This is a genomic window from Pseudanabaena sp. SR411 (assembly GCF_002251945.1).
Classification (GTDB): domain Bacteria; phylum Cyanobacteriota; class Cyanobacteriia; order Pseudanabaenales; family Pseudanabaenaceae; genus Pseudanabaena.
Genome location: NZ_NDHW01000200.1, coordinates 13305 through 32795 on the forward strand (window position 1 = coordinate 13305; position 19491 = coordinate 32795).

At 42.7% G+C, this 19491-nt stretch carries 18 protein-coding genes; 10 read left to right on the forward strand and 8 right to left on the reverse strand.

Annotated features, from left to right (window positions below):
• Positions 1–270 precede the first annotated feature (270 nt).
• Together cpdA and proB are read left to right on the forward strand one after the other, a co-directional pair.
• Positions 271–1083 carry a 3',5'-cyclic-AMP phosphodiesterase gene (gene cpdA / locus B9G53_RS21585; protein ID WP_094535527.1) on the forward strand — a complete coding sequence of 271 codons (813 nt, stop codon included), beginning with the start codon at positions 271–273 and terminating at the stop codon, positions 1081–1083.
• Positions 1084–1154: 71 nt separating this feature from the next.
• Positions 1155–2288 carry a glutamate 5-kinase gene (gene proB, locus B9G53_RS21590; protein WP_094535587.1) on the forward strand — a complete coding sequence of 378 codons (1134 nt, stop codon included), beginning with the start codon at positions 1155–1157 and terminating at the stop codon, positions 2286–2288.
• 46 nt (positions 2289–2334) lie between these two features.
• Here the strand turns inward: proB and B9G53_RS21595 are convergent, their stop codons facing one another.
• Both B9G53_RS21595 and B9G53_RS21600 read right to left on the reverse strand, forming a co-directional pair.
• Positions 2335–3597: a DUF4255 domain-containing protein gene (locus B9G53_RS21595; protein WP_094535528.1), complete on the reverse strand. Its 1263-nt coding sequence runs from the start codon at positions 3595–3597 to the stop codon at positions 2335–2337.
• Positions 3590–4288, reverse strand: a complete 699-nt coding sequence (locus B9G53_RS21600; protein WP_094535529.1) for a response regulator transcription factor — start codon at positions 4286–4288, stop codon at positions 3590–3592. Before B9G53_RS21600 ends, B9G53_RS21595 begins: the two co-directional genes overlap by 8 nt.
• A gap of 309 nt (positions 4289–4597) precedes the next feature.
• On the opposite strand from B9G53_RS21600, the gene B9G53_RS21605 reads away from it, so the two are divergent.
• From B9G53_RS21605 to B9G53_RS21625, 5 genes are all read left to right on the forward strand, one after another.
• Positions 4598–6307, forward strand: coding sequence for a phage tail sheath C-terminal domain-containing protein (locus B9G53_RS21605; RefSeq protein WP_094535530.1), 1710 nt, complete (start codon positions 4598–4600; stop codon positions 6305–6307).
• A 154-nt stretch (positions 6308–6461) separates the two neighbouring features.
• Positions 6462–6935: a phage tail protein gene (locus tag B9G53_RS21610; RefSeq protein WP_094535531.1), complete on the forward strand. Its 474-nt coding sequence runs from the start codon at positions 6462–6464 to the stop codon at positions 6933–6935.
• Positions 6936–7023: 88 nt separating this feature from the next.
• Positions 7024–7497 (forward strand): phage tail protein, encoded by a 474-nt coding sequence (locus B9G53_RS21615; protein ID WP_094535532.1) that lies wholly within the window; start codon positions 7024–7026, stop codon positions 7495–7497.
• Positions 7498–7556: 59 nt separating this feature from the next.
• On the forward strand, positions 7557–8048 hold the full coding sequence (locus tag B9G53_RS21620; RefSeq protein WP_094535533.1) for a phage tail protein: 492 nt from the start codon (positions 7557–7559) through the stop codon (positions 8046–8048).
• Positions 8049–8066: 18 nt separating this feature from the next.
• Positions 8067–8366, forward strand: coding sequence for a hypothetical protein (locus B9G53_RS21625; RefSeq protein WP_176453305.1), 300 nt, complete (start codon positions 8067–8069; stop codon positions 8364–8366).
• Here B9G53_RS21625 and B9G53_RS21630 read toward each other — a convergent pair.
• Entirely contained in the window at positions 8363–8728 is a 366-nt protein-coding gene (locus B9G53_RS21630) for a hypothetical protein (RefSeq protein ID WP_094535534.1), read from the reverse strand. The two genes, B9G53_RS21625 and B9G53_RS21630, sit on opposite strands and share 4 nt — an antisense overlap.
• Positions 8729–8905: 177 nt before the next feature.
• Positions 8906–12346, reverse strand: a complete 3441-nt coding sequence (locus B9G53_RS21635; protein ID WP_094535535.1) for an NB-ARC domain-containing protein — start codon at positions 12344–12346, stop codon at positions 8906–8908.
• Positions 12347–12544: 198 nt separating this feature from the next.
• Between B9G53_RS21635 and B9G53_RS21640 the strand changes: the two genes are divergently transcribed.
• The 3 genes from B9G53_RS21640 to B9G53_RS21650 all read left to right on the forward strand — a co-directional run bounded on the left by B9G53_RS21640 (position 12545) and on the right by B9G53_RS21650 (position 15134).
• On the forward strand, positions 12545–12733 hold the full coding sequence (locus tag B9G53_RS21640) for a hypothetical protein (RefSeq protein WP_094535536.1): 189 nt from the start codon (positions 12545–12547) through the stop codon (positions 12731–12733).
• Between the two features lie 188 nt (positions 12734–12921).
• Positions 12922–13965 carry a DUF2157 domain-containing protein gene (locus B9G53_RS21645; protein ID WP_094535537.1) on the forward strand — a complete coding sequence of 348 codons (1044 nt, stop codon included), beginning with the start codon at positions 12922–12924 and terminating at the stop codon, positions 13963–13965.
• Positions 13966–14054: 89 nt separating this feature from the next.
• Positions 14055–15134 (forward strand): M14 family metallopeptidase, encoded by a 1080-nt coding sequence (locus B9G53_RS21650; protein WP_094535538.1) that lies wholly within the window; start codon positions 14055–14057, stop codon positions 15132–15134.
• A gap of 82 nt (positions 15135–15216) precedes the next feature.
• Here B9G53_RS21650 and B9G53_RS21655 read toward each other — a convergent pair whose 3' ends face one another.
• From B9G53_RS21655 to B9G53_RS21670, 4 genes are all read right to left on the reverse strand, one after another.
• The gene (locus B9G53_RS21655; protein WP_176453306.1) at positions 15217–16698 is read right to left on the reverse strand and encodes a glycosyl hydrolase family 57; all 1482 of its coding nucleotides are present in this window, start codon (positions 16696–16698) and stop codon (positions 15217–15219) included.
• A gap of 235 nt (positions 16699–16933) precedes the next feature.
• Positions 16934–17485, reverse strand: a complete 552-nt coding sequence (rimM, locus tag B9G53_RS21660; RefSeq protein ID WP_094535589.1) for a ribosome maturation factor RimM — start codon at positions 17483–17485, stop codon at positions 16934–16936.
• A 49-nt stretch (positions 17486–17534) separates the two neighbouring features.
• Complete coding sequence (gene rnc, locus B9G53_RS21665; RefSeq protein WP_094535540.1) at positions 17535–18218, reverse strand: ribonuclease III; 684 nt, start codon at positions 18216–18218, stop codon at positions 17535–17537.
• Positions 18219–18342: 124 nt separating this feature from the next.
• A complete protein-coding gene (locus tag B9G53_RS21670) occupies positions 18343–19287 on the reverse strand; it encodes a pentapeptide repeat-containing protein (protein ID WP_094535541.1) in 945 nt (314 codons plus the stop codon).
• Positions 19288–19491 lie beyond the last annotated feature (204 nt).

Here is a 19491-nt window from a genome sequence, read left to right on the forward strand (position 1 = left end):
AAACAATAATGTAAACAGATTAAAAGTCTCGTTCTGCTCTATGGGCTGAGCAGTTATTACTTTCTTAGATGCATCAAAGTATTCTCAAAAAGTAACAATATAACAATAGAAATAAATAGTTGCTACTTACAGCAATTACCGATCAAAGAACCACAATAATTTTTGTAAAAGTGTTGCGAAGCAACACTTTTACAAAAATTATTGGTTCGGGTTTGAGCGCAAAACGCTGTAAAGCTTAGCTGTACAAGCCTAGGTAGTATAAAGAATCCAATGAATTATGGTAGTTTCGTTTCCATTGCCCAATTAACTGATATTCATCTATTTGAAGATATCGAACAGTCTTTGGTTGGCATTCAAACCGAAGCCTCTTTTCAAGAGGTTTTAATTGATGTTAAAAGAACCTTGGCACAGATTGATTTATTGCTTTTGACGGGGGATTTGACTCAAGATGGTAGTGCTGCATCCTATGATCGCTTGCGGCGATCGCTGGATCAGTTTGGGATTCATTCCTATTGCTTAGCTGGTAATCATGATGATTTGCCCTTAATGCAAACGCATTTACCAAGCGAATATGTTCACCTCAGCCGATCGCTAGATGTTGGTAAGTGGCGAATTTTGTTACTTAGTTCAGTTGTCGTTGGCGCAGTACATGGATACTTAGCAGCATCAGAATTATTATGGCTAGAAGATACGCTGGCAGCACATCCTGATCGCCCTACTTTAATCGCCTTTCATCATCCTGCTGTGCCACTTGGTTCTAAATGGATGGATGGTATTTGTTTGGAAAATCAAGGTCAATTCTGGGAAATTTGCGATCGCCATCCACAAATAGAAGTTGTATTGAATGGACATGCCCATCAAGACTTCGACCAAATTTACGAAACTCCCCATAATTCCGTGCGGTGTTTAGTGACCCCTTCGACTTGTATTCAGTTTGAGCCACAAAATCCTAAGTTCCAAATTGACAGTCAACCTCCCGGATTTCGCCATTTGCGTCTGTATCCCAATGGTGTAATGGAAACAGAAGTCCATCGTCTCAAAGTTGGCAGTTTCCATCCTGATCTCGCAGCGATCGGCTATTAGAAATGGTAATATAAAAGATTGGTTCTGTGGGCTTAGCCCACAGAACCAATCTTTTATATGAAGTACAGCAAATGCAACCGCAGATCATTGTTATCAAAATTGGCACGTCTAGCCTTAGTGATCCCGACTCAGGAGATTTACAACTAGCGACGATCGCCAAATTAGTTGAAGCGATCGTGCATCTACGACGGGAGGGGCATAGCGTTGTCTTAGTTTCTTCGGGTGCGGTGGGAATTGGCTGTGGCAGGCTAGGACTAAAACAACGTCCGCGCAAAATCTCTAAAAAGCAAGCTGTCGCTGCCGTGGGACAAGGGCGCTTAATCAGGATTTATGACGACTTTTTTGGTTCGTTGCAACAGCCTGTTGCTCAAGTCTTATTAACACGCGGCAACCTGATTCAGCGACAGCATTACATGAATGTCCATGCTACTTTCCATGAACTATTAGAAATGGGCGTAGTGCCAATTGTGAATGAGAATGATACGGTTGCTGTCGATGAATTAAAATTTGGTGATAATGATACGCTTTCAGCTCTGGTGGCAAGTTTAGTCGAGGCTGATTGGTTATTTTTGCTAACCGATGTCGATCGCCTTTATTCTGATGATCCACGTCAAAATCCTGAAGCCAAACCAATTGAGTTTGTGGAATATTCAGAACTTCAAGAACTTCGACAAGCGATCGGTGAGAAACAAGCATTAGGCGCTCAAGGTGGTGGTACACAATGGGGAACTGGCGGCATGACCACCAAACTCGATGCGGCTCGCATTGCTTCGGCGGCGGGAGTTCGCACAGTAATCACTAGAGGTGCTTTTCCTGATCGCATGTACGCAATTCTCCAAGGTGAGAACTTCGGCACACAATTTGCGGCTCAACCCAAAACAGTTAATGCCCGTAAACGCTGGATTGCCTACGGTATGGTTCCTTTGGGCAAGTTGTTCTTAGACGATGGAGCTGTACAGGCGGTTATTCGCAAAGGGCGATCACTCTTACCTGCGGGAATTACTCAAGTAGAAGGAAAGTTTGACGCGAATGAGTCCGTGAGTTTGTGCGATCGCGATGGCAAAGAAATCGCGAGGGGTATCTCTAACTACAGCAGCAGTGATATTCTTCGCATTCTGGGTTCTCAATCAGAAGATATCCCTAAATTACTAGGCTTTGATGGTGAAGAGACCGTAATTCATCGCGACAATTTAGTGAGCCTTTAAATCAAAAAAACGGCGTAGCCGTTTTTTTGATTTAAAGGCAAAGCCCTTATGTAATTACTATTTTGGGACTATTGTACCAATTGTAAGTCGGACTATCAGGATCATCATCCACACCCAACTTACTTTCAGCACCATCAATCCGCATCCTTACCAGATATTCCCCCGCCTTGATATTCGTAATGGGAATCTCAATTGTGGAAACAGTACTAGGCAAAGGAGGACGATCAAATAGATAGACGGATGGATTGTCAGATGTCCATTCATTCAAAGCTAAGACTACTTTCTGTTTCTCTCGTACTAATACATCTAACTGAACTACAATCACCGCCGATCGCAAATTATCTTCGATCTCTTCTAACTGGCTCACAGATACATTCACAATCGTCGGACAGAGGATAAACGGCATCACATTTGAGGCGATCGCATTAGTAATTAACGGTGAAGTGCTACTGATGCGATGGATCACTTGCAAACTTTGTACCCCAGCTTGAATTTGTGGTAAAGCCATATCCTCTAGAGAAAAAACAATTTCGCGATCTTGAACAGAAGTAGGACTAATTACTAAATCCCCAACATGGATTTCTACCGTCTGACTTTGGAGGTTGCGCCCACGAATGACCATCACACTACCGATCACAATCGGCTCAAATCGATTACCCTGAGCCACGACCTGCTCAATGTAAGGTGATGCAGGAAACGGAGCCAGCCCTGCGGGGGAAGCATCGCGAATTGGCAAGGCTCTCTGGAAGTTTTCCCGACCTTCGACGATCACCAGACAAGCACGATAGGCGATCGATAATACATAGGGAACTTGATAAAACACTGACCAAGCCTTAGATAGATCCTCCAGTGAAATATCCACAGGCACAATATGAACCTGTTGAATCTGATCAGCAAGATCGGAATCAACTAGAAATGGGAATGTAGAATCATTGCAGGTAGAACGAATCAGTTCAGGTGTAAGAATTCGCTTGTCAACAAGGGTACTTACCACACTTCCCAAGACTCTCTGGGGTTGCAGTTCTGCATCATTGCCATAGCAACTCATCATGTAAAAAAGATCGATCGCCACTTGACGATTAAGGGGATTTCCCTTGGTGCGATTAGGTGTGGAATCGTAGTTAGCTAAAGAAGGATTACTAGTTACCTGATACAAAAAAATATTTACCCCTACTTCTGGAGCGCCTGTGGAAATCCCCCCTGGAGGTAAAGTGGTGGCTCGCGCTCCTTCAATATCCTGTTGAATCACCGATTGTAAAACCCGTTGCAGAGTTGCTGTCACCGTCGCGATCGCTAAATAATTACTCATCTGCACTCACCAAACCTAATTTCAATGCTCTGACGATCGCCTGTGTCCGACTAGCCACACCCAACTTCTCAAATACACTAGTTAGATGTGCCTTAACAGTGGCGATCGTCACATGCAAATAGCGAGAGATATCTTCGTTAGAGGCTCCCTTAATTAACCAGTTCAGTACCTCCTGTTCGCGATCGGTGAGATGGATAGTGGAATGCCCCTGTAGCGATCGCCCTGCATAGAAATGAAAAATCCGAAAGAAACTCGTGGCAATATCGGGCGGCAAAAAGATTTCATCATTCATAACTGTCGAAATTGCCTCATAAAGTTGACTGCCAATGCGATCTTTCGCCACATATCCTCTTGCTCCCAACTGCATCGATCTAAATACTAATTCATCTTCACGATGCGATGACAAAATTAAAACCTTGCCATGATAGTCTAACTTTTTAAGATCCATCAATACTTTTAACCCGCTATCTTCGGGTAATTTTAAATCGAGTTTGACATCCAAAAGAATTAAAGAAGGCTTCTGCTCGACTACCAGCTTAATCGCTTGGACACAAGAAGTTGCTTCTCCGACAATCTTAAACTGAAGATAACAATCATCACTATAAAAACTCAGTAATGTATGTAAACCCCGACGAAAATCAGAGTCATCTTCTACCAATAAAACCGATACTATTTGAGCCGTTGTTGTCATAGATCAGTGGTCATCGATCATTGATTTTTAGCAATTCTTAACAGATCTCTTGTTAATTCTTAGCAATTGATTTGTATTTATAGCTACAGCCATTTCAGTTAAGACATAAACCCAAAAGAGAGTTGCGGTGCTACGCGCCGCAACTCTCTTTTGGGTTTTGGGTTTTTCCTAACATAATTGTCTACCGCTATAACTTCAAGAACTTTAGAGAATCTCATCCTTATTTAGAAGTATAGACTAAAGTCTAATAACCCTTAATTTTGATCATCCCTACTGTATACGTCTATAGACATAGTTAAAGGGTGGCATATGGCACTAGACTACTTCGCCCCGGGCGTATACGTCGAAGAGGTTGATAAAGGCAGTCGTCCTATTGAAGGCATTAGCCTCAGTGTGGCTGGCTTTATTGGATTTACCGAAGACGTACGCGGTGATGCTGATCTGTTTAAACCGATGATGGTTACATCATGGGATCAGTATCGCGAATACTTTGCAGCTCCTGGTTCCGATGGATACACCGACTTTGATGCTTACTTACCCTTCGCAGTCAATGGTTGGTTTGTCAATGGTGGTGGACGTTGTTGGGTGACGAGCATTGGTACAAGACTGCCTGGCTCTGAACCTCCTGCTCCCGAAGCAACTGCTCTGCGTATTGGTACATCCAATAACAAGCCAACATTGATGTTTAACATCAAGCCTGCCGATGCCTCCGCCAGCCAGTTGGCTCTCCCCTCAACAGGCGATCGCATCAAAGTCATCATTCAAGAAAGCACTCCCAAGCCATTACCCGAAGATGCTCCTGCCGATGCTGAGCCACCCCTAAATACTGGTGAATTTTTCAACGTTGTCGTTGTCCAAGGTGGTCAAGAGTTGGAGAAATACGAGCATGTCTCGATGAATCCACAGGTTGCTACCGAAGTCGCGGACTATGTAGTAACCGCGATCGCTGATTCCGAATATGTCACTATTGCCGACATCTCCACCAGCGGACAGCCACTCTCTCGCCGTCCCGCTAACGGAGCTTATGAGATCGCGCCACCTCCTTACATTTCCACCGTTGATCGCTTTGCGCGTGACTTGCTAGGACAAAGAGACGATCGCACTGGCATTCAAGGCATGTTTGAAATCGATGAAACAGCGATGATTGCCTGCCCAGACCTAATGCGCGTTTATGAAGCTGGTCTGATCGACATCGATCAAGTGCATGGGGTCATGGAAATGATGCTTAGCATGTGCGAAAACTCCTTCCCAGGTCCTGCCTTCCGCATGGCTGTAATCGATCCTCCTCCGATCAAGCCATCCAAAGGTATGGAAGCTGTACCACCCGATCGCCAAAAGCCTCAAGACGTAGCCCAATGGTTGAGCATGTTCAACCGTCGCTCGATGTTTGGCGCACTCTATTACCCTTGGATCAAAGTCGCCAACCCTCGCAAAGGCGGCAAGCCATCCTACGTTCCTCCTTGCGGTCATGTCATGGGTCTATGGTGTCGCACTGACCAATCACGCGGTATCTTCAAAGCTCCTGCTAACGATACTCCCAGAGGCGTACTTGGCTTAGCCTACGAAACCAACATGCGTGAGCAGGAAATGCTCAACCCCATCGGCATCAATTGCATTCGTAACTTTGCTAGCTACAATCGTGGCTTCAAAGTATGGGGCGCACGTACTTTGGTTGAACCAGACAACATTCAATGGCGCTATATCAGTGTCCGCCGCTTGATTAGCTATATCGAGAAATCGATTGAAATTGGTACTCAATGGGTTGTCTTTGAACCGAATGATACCGATTTATGGGCACGGGTAACTCGCACCGTCAGCAACTTCCTTGAAGGTCTATGGCGGAATGGTGCATTGTTTGGCGGCGCATCCTCAGAAGCGTTTTACGTCAAATGTGATGCCACCCTCAATACCAACGAAACCATGATGATGGGTCGTTTATATATTGAAGTTGGTATTTGCCCTGTCCGTCCTGCTGAATTTGTGATCTTCCGCGTCAGTCAGTGGTCGCCTAATAGTTAATGATTTATAAGAAGAACACCCGTAGGGTGTTCTTCTTAATTGTACTTATCGCTTTTTTAAGATTTGTGCTGTGATTCTTACAGATTTATGGCTTTAGATTTTAAAATAGTTAACAATCAGCACAGACCTGTAACTCAGATTTCAAGGAGGAAGAATGGCTGAACTTATACCAATTCCTACTAGTCGATACTATGTAGAATTTGATGGACTGACTGACAAGTTGATTAAAAGTGTTTCTGAAGTTACCTTTACAGGACAAACCGCAGGACATGAAAAACCTTTAGCCTCAACCAAAGGTGGCAAGACGATTTGGCAGAGTACATCAGCAGGTTTTGAAGAAAACCCCAATGTCACCATTGAAGTCTATGTCACTGAAGGCGACATGGACTTTTACAACTGGATGCTGGCGACTATGCCAAAAAGTGAAGGGGGACAAGGCAAATGGTCTTCCAGCCGTAAAAATGGTTCAATCGTTGCCTACGATAGTGAAGATAACGAAGCAATTCGTTGGAGTTTAACTAATTGTTGGATTAAGTCTTACAAGGTCAGCGACTTTAACTCTGAAAGTAAAGATCTAGCTGTTGAGACCTTTGAAATTATCGCCGAGCAAATCAACCGCGTTAAGTAGAGAAATCTATTGAATTTGTGAATTGATTTTAAATTTTTTGGTTGTGGTTTTGGTATTGATATAGAACTTAGGATGAGGTCAATCAACTATGGCAAAAGGTGAAATTTTAGCCTGCTCTAAATACTACTTTAACCTATCGGGTCTGGATGACTTGGTTGTTAAAAGTGTGAGTGGTATTGCTTCAACTCTGCAAACCGCAGGGGACAGCAAATCCTATGGAGTATCCAAGAGTGGCAAGTCAGTTATTCAAGCAACTGTCACAGGTACAAGCAACAGTAACATTACGGTTGAATTTGTCTGTACCCTTGGTGACGATCGCTTGATCAAATGGTACAGCGCCTCACATTCCGAACCACTTGGCGGTGGTGGAACTCAAACTAAAGGTGAGCGCAAAACAGGTACGATCACTCTTTACAATCAAGGCGGCGAAGCTGCGGCAACTTGGGAATTAACTGGGGTGATGCCTTCCAGCTATAAATCGACGAAGCTAGAAGCTGGTGCTGAGGGTCTAGCAACCGAGACGATCGAGTTTGTATATGAATCTTTGCATCGTAAAACATAAAAGGTTTGTATGAGTGGTGTTTTGCGCCACTCATACTAAATTTTAAGAAGGTAGATTTCATGACAGAAGAAGCTCAAATTGAATTTTTAACTAATTCTCGATTTTATGTAGAAATTACTTTGCAGGGTAGCCTCGAAAAGATTGACGGCTACTTTATGGAATGTAGTGGACTATCACGCAGTCAAGAAGCAATTGAAATTGCTGAAGTAACTCCCCAAATATGGGGTAAGAGCGGTTCTACAAAAGGACGGGTTGTGCGTACCAAAATCCCTGGTAATGTCAAAAGTGACAATATTACGCTCAAGCAAGGGCTGACTATTTCCATGACTATGTGGAATTGGCTAAAAGCTGTTGAAGATGGCAACTGGGCGCAACAATTCCGCGATGGGGATATCACGGTTTATAATCAGGGCGCGGTTGAGCAAGCAAGATTTCGGTTTAATGGGGCTTGGCCGGTACGTTACAAAATTGCTGACTTTAAAGCTGATAGTAGTGAATTTGCGATTACTGAGGTAGAGTTAAGCGTTAGAGATTTTTTACGGATTAATTAACAGATTAATTAAACATCTATGATTCAAACAGAGTTTGAATTTACGTTACCCAAGGGCTATGTTGATGGTGATGGGAATCTGCATCGTAAGGGTGTAATGCGACTATCAAGGGCGATCGATGAGATTACACCAATGCGCGATCCTCGTGTCAGGAATAATCCCGCTTACGCAACGGTAATTATTTTGTCTAGAGTAATTACAAAATTAGGTGGGTTAGAAGAAATCAGTTCAATGGTCATCGAAAATTTATTTGCCATTGATCTTAGTTATTTGCAAAAGTTTTATCGTCAGATTAATGAACTAGAAGATCCAAATTAGGCAGTCTTTTGATCATCACGAATTTGTGAGTCCTTGGCGATTTCCTCTAATATCTGGTCAAATACCTTTCTCAAAATCAGCTTTTCTGTTGGAAATATATGAGGAACTTCATCGATCGCCTCCAAAGAATTATTATCTAAAACTAGACAACTTTCACCATCAGCCATCAGCCATTCTAGTTGGAGTAAGGCTTCGCGATCGCCTAATTCGCTGGTGTATCCTTCCCGAAATTCAAGCTCTATATCGGATGCATAACCATCCACAGGAATAAAGGCAGTTAGTTTAGCGTGATAACGAAGATTAAAATCTACGGCATATCCGAGCCTGATTAAGACTTGTTCTAACAATGAATAAGTAAGCATATTATGATCCTAAACTGGTAGGGACTCCACGACCCAATCTTCGGGATCACTATTATATCGTGGCGATCGCTTTCCTATAGTGCTTTGCTTGGTAATTGCTCAATTAACGTCAGTTCGATATAGCCATTTGCGGCGTGCTTCGCACGCCGCAAATGGCTATATCGAACTCATGTTCAATTAGACAAGCTCAACTGCTCCTAATGCTTTAAGTGTAGATTTTTGAGCATCAGTCAATCCCTTGATCCTAGTAATATTCATATCTTCATAGGGTCTAGGAATTTTCAATAATTTGAGACTTTTGCCAGATTGTAAATCCCAAAGTCTATTAGCTCCATCATCACTTCCACTAGCTAAAATCTGACCATCAGCACTGAAAATCACATCTCCCATATAGCCAATATTAAATTCTTCTTCTAAATTGTTGAGGTACTGATGAGTTCGCAAACACCAGAGCTTTACCTCGGCGGCATATCCTCCAAAGGCGAGGATTGATAATTTGGGATTTAAGGCTATTGTCCAGACTGGGAATTGGGTTGAGAGCGTGCTTGCACAAGAGCCTGTTGTTAGATTCCAGAACTTTAGCGAGCGATCCATACTGCCACTAATCAATATGTCATCTTGACTAAACGCTAAACTCTCGATGCGATCGCTATGCTCTGCAAAAGTGATTAAACATTCATGCGATCGCAGATCCCAAATTTTAATCATGCCATCCCAACTACCACTAGCAAGGATTTCGCCATTGGGATGGATCGCTAAAGCTTGGATAGGGCTATGATGACCGTGCAGAGTATTTAAACATTTTGAAGTTTGGAGATGCCAAAGTTTGATAGTTTGGTCGCCACTTCCAGAAGCTAAGATTTCACCATTGGCAGTAAAAGCGACAAATCTTACCCAAGCAGAATGCCCTTGGAGGATTTGCGAACAGGTTCCATTTTTGACATTAAAGATCTTGATGGTATGGTCATAGTTGCCACAGGCAAAGGTTTGCTGGTCAGGGCTAAAGGCAACTTGCATCACTCCAGATGTACCGAGATCAAAATTTCTCAAACATTTTGCATTTTGAACATCCCAAACCCTAACGCTCTGCTCTTCATAGCTAAAGGAAAAGAGAAGATTGTTGTCAGGACTAAAGGCGACAGGTTTAGTAGCTTTATGATATCCCTGAATCGTTCTGATACATTGACCTGTATCTACATCCCACAACTTCACAATCCGATCATCACTACCACTAACTAAAGTTTTCGCATCGGGACTAAAGGTCACCGCCCAAATGCGATTTTTGTGACCATATAAGGTTCTAATTACTTCGCCTGTATTTACTGACCAAAGCTTCACCGTTTCATCATCACCTGCACTCACCAGCATTTGACCATCGGCACTAAAAGCGATCGACCAAATCTGTTTTTGATGTCCTGCGATCGCTTTCACTATTTTGCCAGTATGAATATCCCAAATCTTGACAAGGCAATCTTCTCCAGCACTGGCAAGCTGTCCATCGGAGCGATCGCTTTGTGGCGCAAAGGCAACAGAGTAGACAGCATTAGTATCGACGATTGTGCGTACACATTCTCCAGTTGGTACGCTCCATAGTTTAATGGTGTGATCCAAGCTGCAACTAGCAACCATTTGCCCATCAGGACTAAAGGCGACCGATCTCACGATCTGCTCATGTCCCTCTAGGGTCGTCACGCATTTGCCAGTTGCGACTTCGGTGAGTTTGACTGTGCGATCGCCACCACCACTCGCTATCAGTAGATCGTCAGGGCTAAAGGCAATACTGGCTACCCCAAGCGCATGGGCTTCGATTGAAAGTAAACATGCTCCTGTATTCACGTTCCACAACTTCACCATGCGATCAAGGCTACCACTTGCCATCATTTGCCCATCTTTACTAAACGTTAGAGAAAATATAAATTCACTATGAGCATGAGTTTTAAGCAGTTGACTACCATCCGCAACTCGCCAAAGATAAATCCAGCCCCTTACGTCGCTAGTTGCTAAAATCTTGCCATCGGGACTAAAAGCTGTTGCCATGACACTACTAAAAGTCACTCTAAAGGCTGATCTAGCCAGATCGGAGTTATTAAAATTAACTTGATGAAGTTCCACTTCTCTAAGATCAGCTTGCCAAATGGATAAATTAGAGAAGTCATAACCAGTTAGATCAATATTCAGGCAACAGAGCAGATTAACAAGATTGCCACCTGCATATCCTTGCTTTGGTACAGTTTCCGCTTTCAGTCGAGTTAGGGTCGAGGCGATCGCTTGATAACCTAACTTGTCGGCGATGGGCTGAAGGATAAACCGAATTTGAGCATCACGAATATAGTCTTTCGCTGTGGCTTCGATGAGGGCATGACTATGGAGTAGATTTATCTTCTGTTCGGTGCAGTTAATCTCCTGACAAATTTTGTCAATGAATTGATAATTGACATATTCCATCACTACAGGCTGGAGCGTAAACCCATTAGCCATAACTTCTATGAGCGATCGCTTTTTCAATAATTCCAGAGTCACTATCAGTTTTTGCTTTGATTCTATTGACAGCAAATTCTCTTTTAGGGCAATTGCTGATATTGGCTCACGGGCGATCGCTAGCCAGTACATTACTTCTTGCTCAGATTCCGATAGTCTCAAAAACTGACGTTGGAGCAGATCTTGAATATCTCCAAAATTCAGACCACCCTCTCGCATCAATGCCAACATTTGCGAGACATCGCCACCTAGTAAATCGCGAATCCCTGCGGCGACAATTTTTAGAGCTAGAGGATTTCCCGCATAGTGTGTAATGATTTCCTGCCATTCTGCATCGTTTGCCCCCATAGATTCTCTCGCCAATATCTGCAAGCCATCCAGTTGCGATAAGCCTGATAAATGTAGCGATCGCACTGAGCCTCCCATCAATCGCGATAATTCTGGCGGTGCTTCGCGACTGGTAATCACTAAACAGCTTTGATGATTACGTTCCCCAATATATCTAATCAAATCACCATAGCCTTCATAACCAGAGCGATAGTAATAGCGATCGCTCAGAATCGACTCCCAGTTATCAATTACCAGCAAACATCGCCGTGCATCTAGATAGCGCATCAGCAGGTCAAGCTGTGCGGGTAAATTATCTGGTAGTTCGAGCGGTTGAGGGTGAGAGAGAAATTGCAAAATATCGGTGAGGATGCTTGCAAAAGATGGGGCATTACGTAGCGATCGCCAGATCGTAAATTCAAATTCTTCTTTTAATTGATGGGCGAGTTGTGATGCTAGAGAAGTTTTGCCCATGCCGCCCATGCCCAAAATGGTGACAATTTGATAGCGATCGCTGATTACCCATTGCTCTAACTGTTGTAGCTCGGCAGTACGCCCTAAGAAATTAATAACTTGTTGAGCCTCTTTTAAATCAACTTGTGGAGTCCTTGCGATCGCCTCTTGCCAATCTATACCCAAAAATTGACAAAGCTGTATGAAGGTATCTTGGCGAATGTCATCCCCTTGAAAGAAACGTTTGGCGACACCAATCGATCCCGCTTTTTCTAATACTTGGCTAGCCGTTTGGGAAAGTCCAAGCTGACGTAATTTATCCTTGAGTATTTGCTGTCCTCGTTTAGACGCTTTTGCCATATTTTTTTTGCCATAGTTCTAAAGGGCTAGCACTCTCAATGAGTTTGCTAGCCCTATTTTACAGATCGAGGTAATCGCGATCGCAAAATACCGATCCCATTAGCGATCCTTTTACCGATCCTAAAAGTGAGTCTTCAGTACAAGTTAGCTCAGGCATTCTATTAAATAAGCATTATTTATAGCTAATCGGAGTTAGACATGAACAAGAATTTTTGGCTCAAGGGGTTTCAAGTTAAGGCAATCATCATCTCGCTATCGTTAGCCTTACCAGTCGTTGTCATGGCACAAACCTACAGCGATCGCCAAGTCAATTCTTATACTTCTCAAGTACCTACATATTCTTACTCAATCGCTGACTTAGCCAATGCAATGCGTTGGCATTGGTGACTAATGCACAGGTTCTCATTTACATATTCATGAGAGATTGAAATAAAACAACGTGTTATCAAGCAACTCAAAATTTAGGATCAATATGCAAATAACAAATGGCAAGCGGTCTTATATGATTAAAAAGTGAAATCTCGGCAAATCTATAGATTGGCATTATTCACAAACATTATTGGAGGAAGATACCTATGCAAATTGAAAAAGAGGATCTGGACTGGGCAGTTGACCAAGATTTGATCGATGCAAATGTAGCTGATAGTCTCTGGCAGGCTTTGCTCGTAAGGAAACAGCATGTACCAAAATTTGATTTTGCTAATGTGTCCTACTACTTTGGCGCACTCATCGTTATTTTTGGAATGTTTTTCTTCCTGACCCTTGCTTGGGAATCCCTAGGTGGACAAGGTATATTCGCCCTATCTTGCATTTATATCCTAATTTTTGCTCTTACTGGAAGACATTTATGGTTTGATCGCGGACTAAAAGTTCCTGGAGGTTTGCTTACAACTATTGCTGTGTGCATGGTTCCACTTGCAATTTATGGCTTTCAACGCATGACGGGTATCTGGCCATACGGAGATCCTGGTGGCTATCGCAACTACCATATGTGGGTAAAAGCTAGTTGGTTTTACATGGAATTAGGCACAGTTTTCTCTGGGATGCTTGCCCTTTGGTGGATTCGCTTTCCCTTCCTAACAATGCCGATCGCTTATTCATTATGGTACATGTCAATGGATTTGACCCCGTTGATTTTTGGTAAAAATGAATTTGCTTGGAATGAGCGATGTCTAGTTTCTTTTTGGTTTGGCATAGCTACTGTCGTCATTGCTTTTTTCATTGATCGGCGCATCCGCCGTAGTCAGGGTGACTTTGCCTTTTGGCTGTACTTGTCTGGACTAATGGCTTTTTGGGGAGGTTTAACGCTGATGAATTCTGGTGGCGAATGGGAGAGATTTCTCTATTTCCTAATTAATCTGTTTTTGATTCTTCTCTCTGTTTTGCTCAGGAGACGTGTATTTGTCATCTTCGGCGGTATGGGAGTGATCGGTTATGTAGGACATCTGGCATACACAGTATTTAGTAGTTCGCTACTGTTTCCGATCGCGCTTTCTTTTGTTGGTGTTTTCATAATTTTTGCTGGGATTCAATACCAAAAAAATTACACAACTTGGGAATTATGGCTACATCGTGTTCTTCCTGAATCTTTGCTGCAAATTTTGCCAAAAAATATTTGAGCTTATAATCAAGAACTTCAGTTAATCCTTTTAACTTTTACGAGCGATCGCTAATTCTCTCTAAAGTTCTATTTTGATGGGAGAAATTTATGAACTATTTAGAGACGTTTTCACCAGACTATGCGATCGCACGGGAGCGCTTTCGAGCAAAGTCTTTGGCTTGTGGTTACGATTGCATAGCCTATCCAATTGATCGAGAGAGTCCAACTGGTGAAGAATTAACAATTGATGTGGCGATCGCAGGCGCACCTAACCCCAAAAGGACTGTAGTAATTTCTAGCGGTTTGCATGGTGTAGAGGGCTTTTTAGGCTCAGCAATCCAACTAGCTTTGTTAGAACAGCAGCAGATAATTGATTCGCGATCGCCTGATACGAGAGTAGTACTCATTCATGCCCTAAATCCCTATGGCTTTGCATGGCGAAGGCGTTGGAATGAAGACAATGTGGACTTAAATCGCAACTTTTTACTACCTGAAGAAGAGTTTGCTGGCAGTCCCAAGAATTATCCTAAATTTAATGCTTTTCTCAATCCAACTTCGCCTCCATCACAATTAGAACCCTATATATTGCAAGCTATTTGGCTAATCTTGAAGTATGGCATGACTAGTTTAAGGAACACTCTTCCAGTAGGACAATATGATTTTCCAAAAGGGCTTTTCTTTGGTGGTAATGCTCCATCGCAAACTCAAGAGATTCTTGCTGAAAATTTATCTCAATGGATCGGTAATGCTTCAGAAGTATTGCACCTTGATTTCCATACAGGCTTAGGAAAGTGGCGGACTTATAGACTTTTGATGGATGCGTCATCACAATCAAAGTCTCATACTAGACTAACAGAGAGATTTGGGGTAGATACAATCGAGATATCTAGTACAGAAGGTGTGTCATATCAGATTCGCGGCGGATTAGGAACTTGGTGTAAAAATCTTTTGCCAGAATGCCGCTATGATCTACTAACGGCTGAGTTTGGGACTTATCCAGCAATTAAAGTCTTGCAAGCACTTCGGGCTGAAAATCGCGCTCATCATTGGGGAAAACCTCAGCAAAATTATGAATGGGCAAAAAGTCAATTAGTAGAAATGTTTGCACCAGTTTCTTATAGGTGGCGAGAGCAATGCATTAATCAAGGTGTCGAGATTTGTAAGCAAGCTCTATCTACAGCAACTTAAGAGATAGCTAGGACAAATCAAAACCCAAAATATGAGTGGCGGCGCTAAGCGCCGCCACTCATATTTTGGGTTTTGATTTGTCCTAAGCTTCACCACGTCGATAGAGTTCACGAGCATAGTCCGTCCAAGTTCCCTGTCCCCAATAACGGAAGCAGCTAGTTTGGACTAAGAGATTGTAAAGCAGAGCTTGCTGATAGTCCGATCGCTTAGTGATTGAGGGATCTTGTGCTACAAGAGCATCATATTGCTCATGGAACTTAGCACTGAGTTTATTCATCGGCTCCAACACGTTTTCATAGCCACGCACCCAGCTCATGCTATTTGTCCATGATGCGCCATCCATGTGGAATTGATGATCACTTGCTTTGAGTTCAGTAATTGCTTGTTCAACGTTAGCAGTACTAAGATTATGGCGATCGCCGCTTTGATCAATCTTATTCCAAACCTTATGTTGTTGCACCGCTTGAATTGTCGGGTAGTCAAGAGGACTGACACCAGCCGCCTCAATCATTTCTAGATATTCGGTTCCATTTAAGCCCACAACTCCCGAACTGCCACGACCATTATTTTTCAGTTGATCCCATACCAACGGATAGTCGCGAGGAAATTCATTCATCATCACGCCGCCATTCTCACCATCGGCAATTTGCGAAACTAGCGAAGGTACGGAAATATTACCGAGCATCTGTCTGCTCCGACCTTTTGCTTCATGGTAAGGCTGCATTTGAGCGACTAGCTTCGTATCTGAGCCTTGGGTTTTAATCAAAGTGGTGATGCTAATCGATTCACCATTGGAATTCATCGCCACTAAACGATTTGGTAAATATTTCTGATCTTGAGTTAGTCTTGAGCCATCAAGACGTTCTACGGAATGCTCCTGAACCATCAACCAACGATAGCCGCATTCTTTGAGGGCTTTGATATATTCATAAAGTGTGTCGGGATGATTGGGAAGGTGCATTTCTGGTGGCGAAAACCCTTTAACCCGTTTTAGAGCATCAATGCCAAAAATGGAAGCAAAATGACTTTGCCATGCTTGAATATGTAATTTCACATCAGGAATCGGAGTGGATGGAATTACGGCGTGACTCCACATCGTGCCGAGCCACTCTACATAGGGCTGATATTGGCGATCGCAGGTAATCCGCTTGAGATTGTCCAAAATGTCATGGCGCTGCATCTGTTGCAAGCCCCAGAGTAAATTTCCTGAATAGTCCAGCATAATCCGCGGATTGCTGCCCTGTGCGACTAGTTGCGGAATAAAATCGCCCATGCGACTGTAACACCAAGCAAACACTGAGGCATTATGGTTATCACCTTCGCCCTGATGTTCAAACATATTTTGCAGATTACAAATTAGCGCTCCATTTGCACCTGCGGGAATCGTCGGTTGGTGCATATGCAAGGCACAGGCAAAAGCCGATGTAATCTCTTCAAGGCGAAGATTATTATTATTTAAAAATACGGGTGCATCATCCTGCACGGCACGTTGAATTACGTCTTCATTTCCACAAATGGCGGGGAAATCAGAGGCGACAAAGCTTGACGGTGTAGTTGTAATCAAAACTTGTAAAACCTCAATATAAATGTATGGGGGGTTTGAGATCAGCCTAGACTAATCTCAAACCCCCCATATTACATTCTGACAGCACTTGGGATGAAGAATCAAACAAATGGTGTGCATTTCACTTCAAACCCCAAGAAGCGAGTTGCGGCGCGAAGCGCCGCAACTCGCTTCTTGGGGTTTATGTCCTAACAAAACTGGCGACATCCGCTAACCCACAACCCTGTATATTTAATTATGTCTCGCTACCTAGCCATTTATCGATCAGTCCCTTGGGAGGTATAACTTCAATTCTCTTTTGACTGATATCGACAAAGGGAGCGATCGCTTCGACAAAGGGAATCAATTCGATTTCGTCGTTTTCAAGATTGCGAACCTCTAATAAATCATTTCCTGCGGCGATGATGCTAATCACTTCTCCCAATAACTTGCCCGTCGGCTGATGATAAACATTGCAACCCACCAAATCCGCAATCATATACTCGTTATGCTCCAGATAAGGGCGATCGCTAGTGGGGATAAACATGAGATAATTACGCAGAGATTCAGCGCGATCGCAATCATTAATTCCTTCGAGACGCACCACAAATAGATTCTTTTTGCCCGCAATTTCACGTCCTGAGAGCATCATGATTTCTTGCGGCTCATCTTTTTCCGAAGCCGCAATCCATCGCTTACCAGCATTCTCAAAACGTTCTGGAAAATCTGAATAGGACAATATTCTCACCTCACCTTTCAGCCCTTGTGGTGAAACAATCTTGCCAATCATTAACCAATCATCTGTCATATATTTCATCCTTGATTTTCCAATTCTTGCTTCGCAAGAATTGGAAAACTTATAACATTCTTTCTATTTGTTCTAAAGCGTCGAATGCGGCGGCTCGTTCTGCTTCCTTTTTACTAGAAAAATTTCGCATACTCTGACCATATAGGCGATCGCCAACATATACTTTAGACGCAAATTCGGGCGTGTGATCAGTTCCCCCCACTTTTTCGGTGACATATCTGGGCAAAATGTGACCGATATAAGACTGTACCCACTCCTGTAAGCGATTTTTAGCATCAAGATCGGCACGGGTATTTACTAACTCTGGTGGTACTGAATCAAACAAAGCCTCCACCGCAGGACGCACCGCCTCCACATCACAATTACGATCCAGATATAAAGCGCCGATCATTGCTTCAAATACACAACTTAAGAGATTGTCACTTTTATTACCGCCATCACGTAACGCCCCTTTTCCCAATAAAATTTGGTTGTCTAGTTCTAAGGCGATCGCAAAATTTGCTAACTGCTTCTCATCCACTAGAGCCGCACGACGACGAGTAAGTTCATCTTCACCGAGGTCAGCATGTTGACGATAGAGATAAGAACCGCTTAAAAAATTTAAAATGGCATCACCTAAAAATTCTAAGCGCTCATTATCTGCTCCTACGCTAGGATTTTCATGCACATAGGAACGATGGGTCAGCGCCATTCGCAATAATTTTTCATTCTTAAAAATAAACAGATCTTGCATTATTACTAATATAAAATTATCCAGACAATACTTTGACAAACATTGCTACAGCAATCCTAAATTGTTGGTGAGAATGTGCCATAAAGTGGCACATTCTCACCAACAATTTAATCTCACAAAGGAATTATGATCGACAGCTTCGGTAGGAGATATTGCCATCAGGCAATATTGTCTGACATATCCTTGCTTCATTCATCCATCCCACATCTAATAACGCATGTTTTAGATTAGCGCCATCAAAGTTTACACCGCGTAAATCCGCCCCAGTCAAATCTGCTCCCGTCAAGTCCGCATTAGTGAAATCAGCATTCCACATATTTGCGCCGTTAAAGCAAGCACCGCGCAAAATCGTACCGCGCAAAATTGCTTTACTTAAATTACTACCAATAAAATTGACATTACTCAAATTTAAGCCACTTAAATTTGCTAAACGGAGATTAATCTCACTAAAATCTACCCGATCAAGATCAGCCTCCCGTAAATCTACTTCACTTAAATTTGCCCCCTTTAAATTTGCTCCATGTAAGCTCGACTCACTGAGATCGGCTTCACTGAGATCGGCATTTTGCAAGTTAGATCGACTCAGATTTGCCCGAAACAAAAAAGCATGATGCAGGTTTACACGACTCAAATCCGTATTAGAAAGATTAGCTTCGAGAAGATACGCCCTTTGTAAATTTGCGCCTTGAAAATTCATTCCATGTAAATTTGTACAATTCAGAATCGCCAGTCGAAAGTTTGCACTACTAAAAATCACATTAGTAAATTGTACGCCACTTAATCCTGCATAACTAAAGTTAGTGCGCGTGATGTTGGCATTGCTGAGATTGGAGTCTAGTAACGATGCACCGCATAAATCGGCATCGGATAAATTTGCACCTGATAGATCGGTATTACAGAGAGTCGCCTCCCATAGATTTGCAAAAACTAGATTTGCGTTGCGTAAAATCGCATTACTGAGATCAACTTTACTTAAATCTAATCCTTTCAAATCCCATCCCTCAAAGTTTCGTTCTCCTTGGGAATATCGTTCTATCAAATTGCGTTTCTTAGCAATATGATTCAACATAAATATAATATGTTTGTATCAAAAAGAATGAATGCGTCTCTCTCTTTCATACACCTATTTAAAAAGCGGTAGACATGCAAAGCAATTTTTGCATAAGTACTTATGCAAAATAAATTACCCAAACTTGTAAAATTGCGCCCCGCAGGGGCGCAATTTTACAAGTTTGGGTCTGTAATTAATTATGCCCATCTACTTAATGTAATT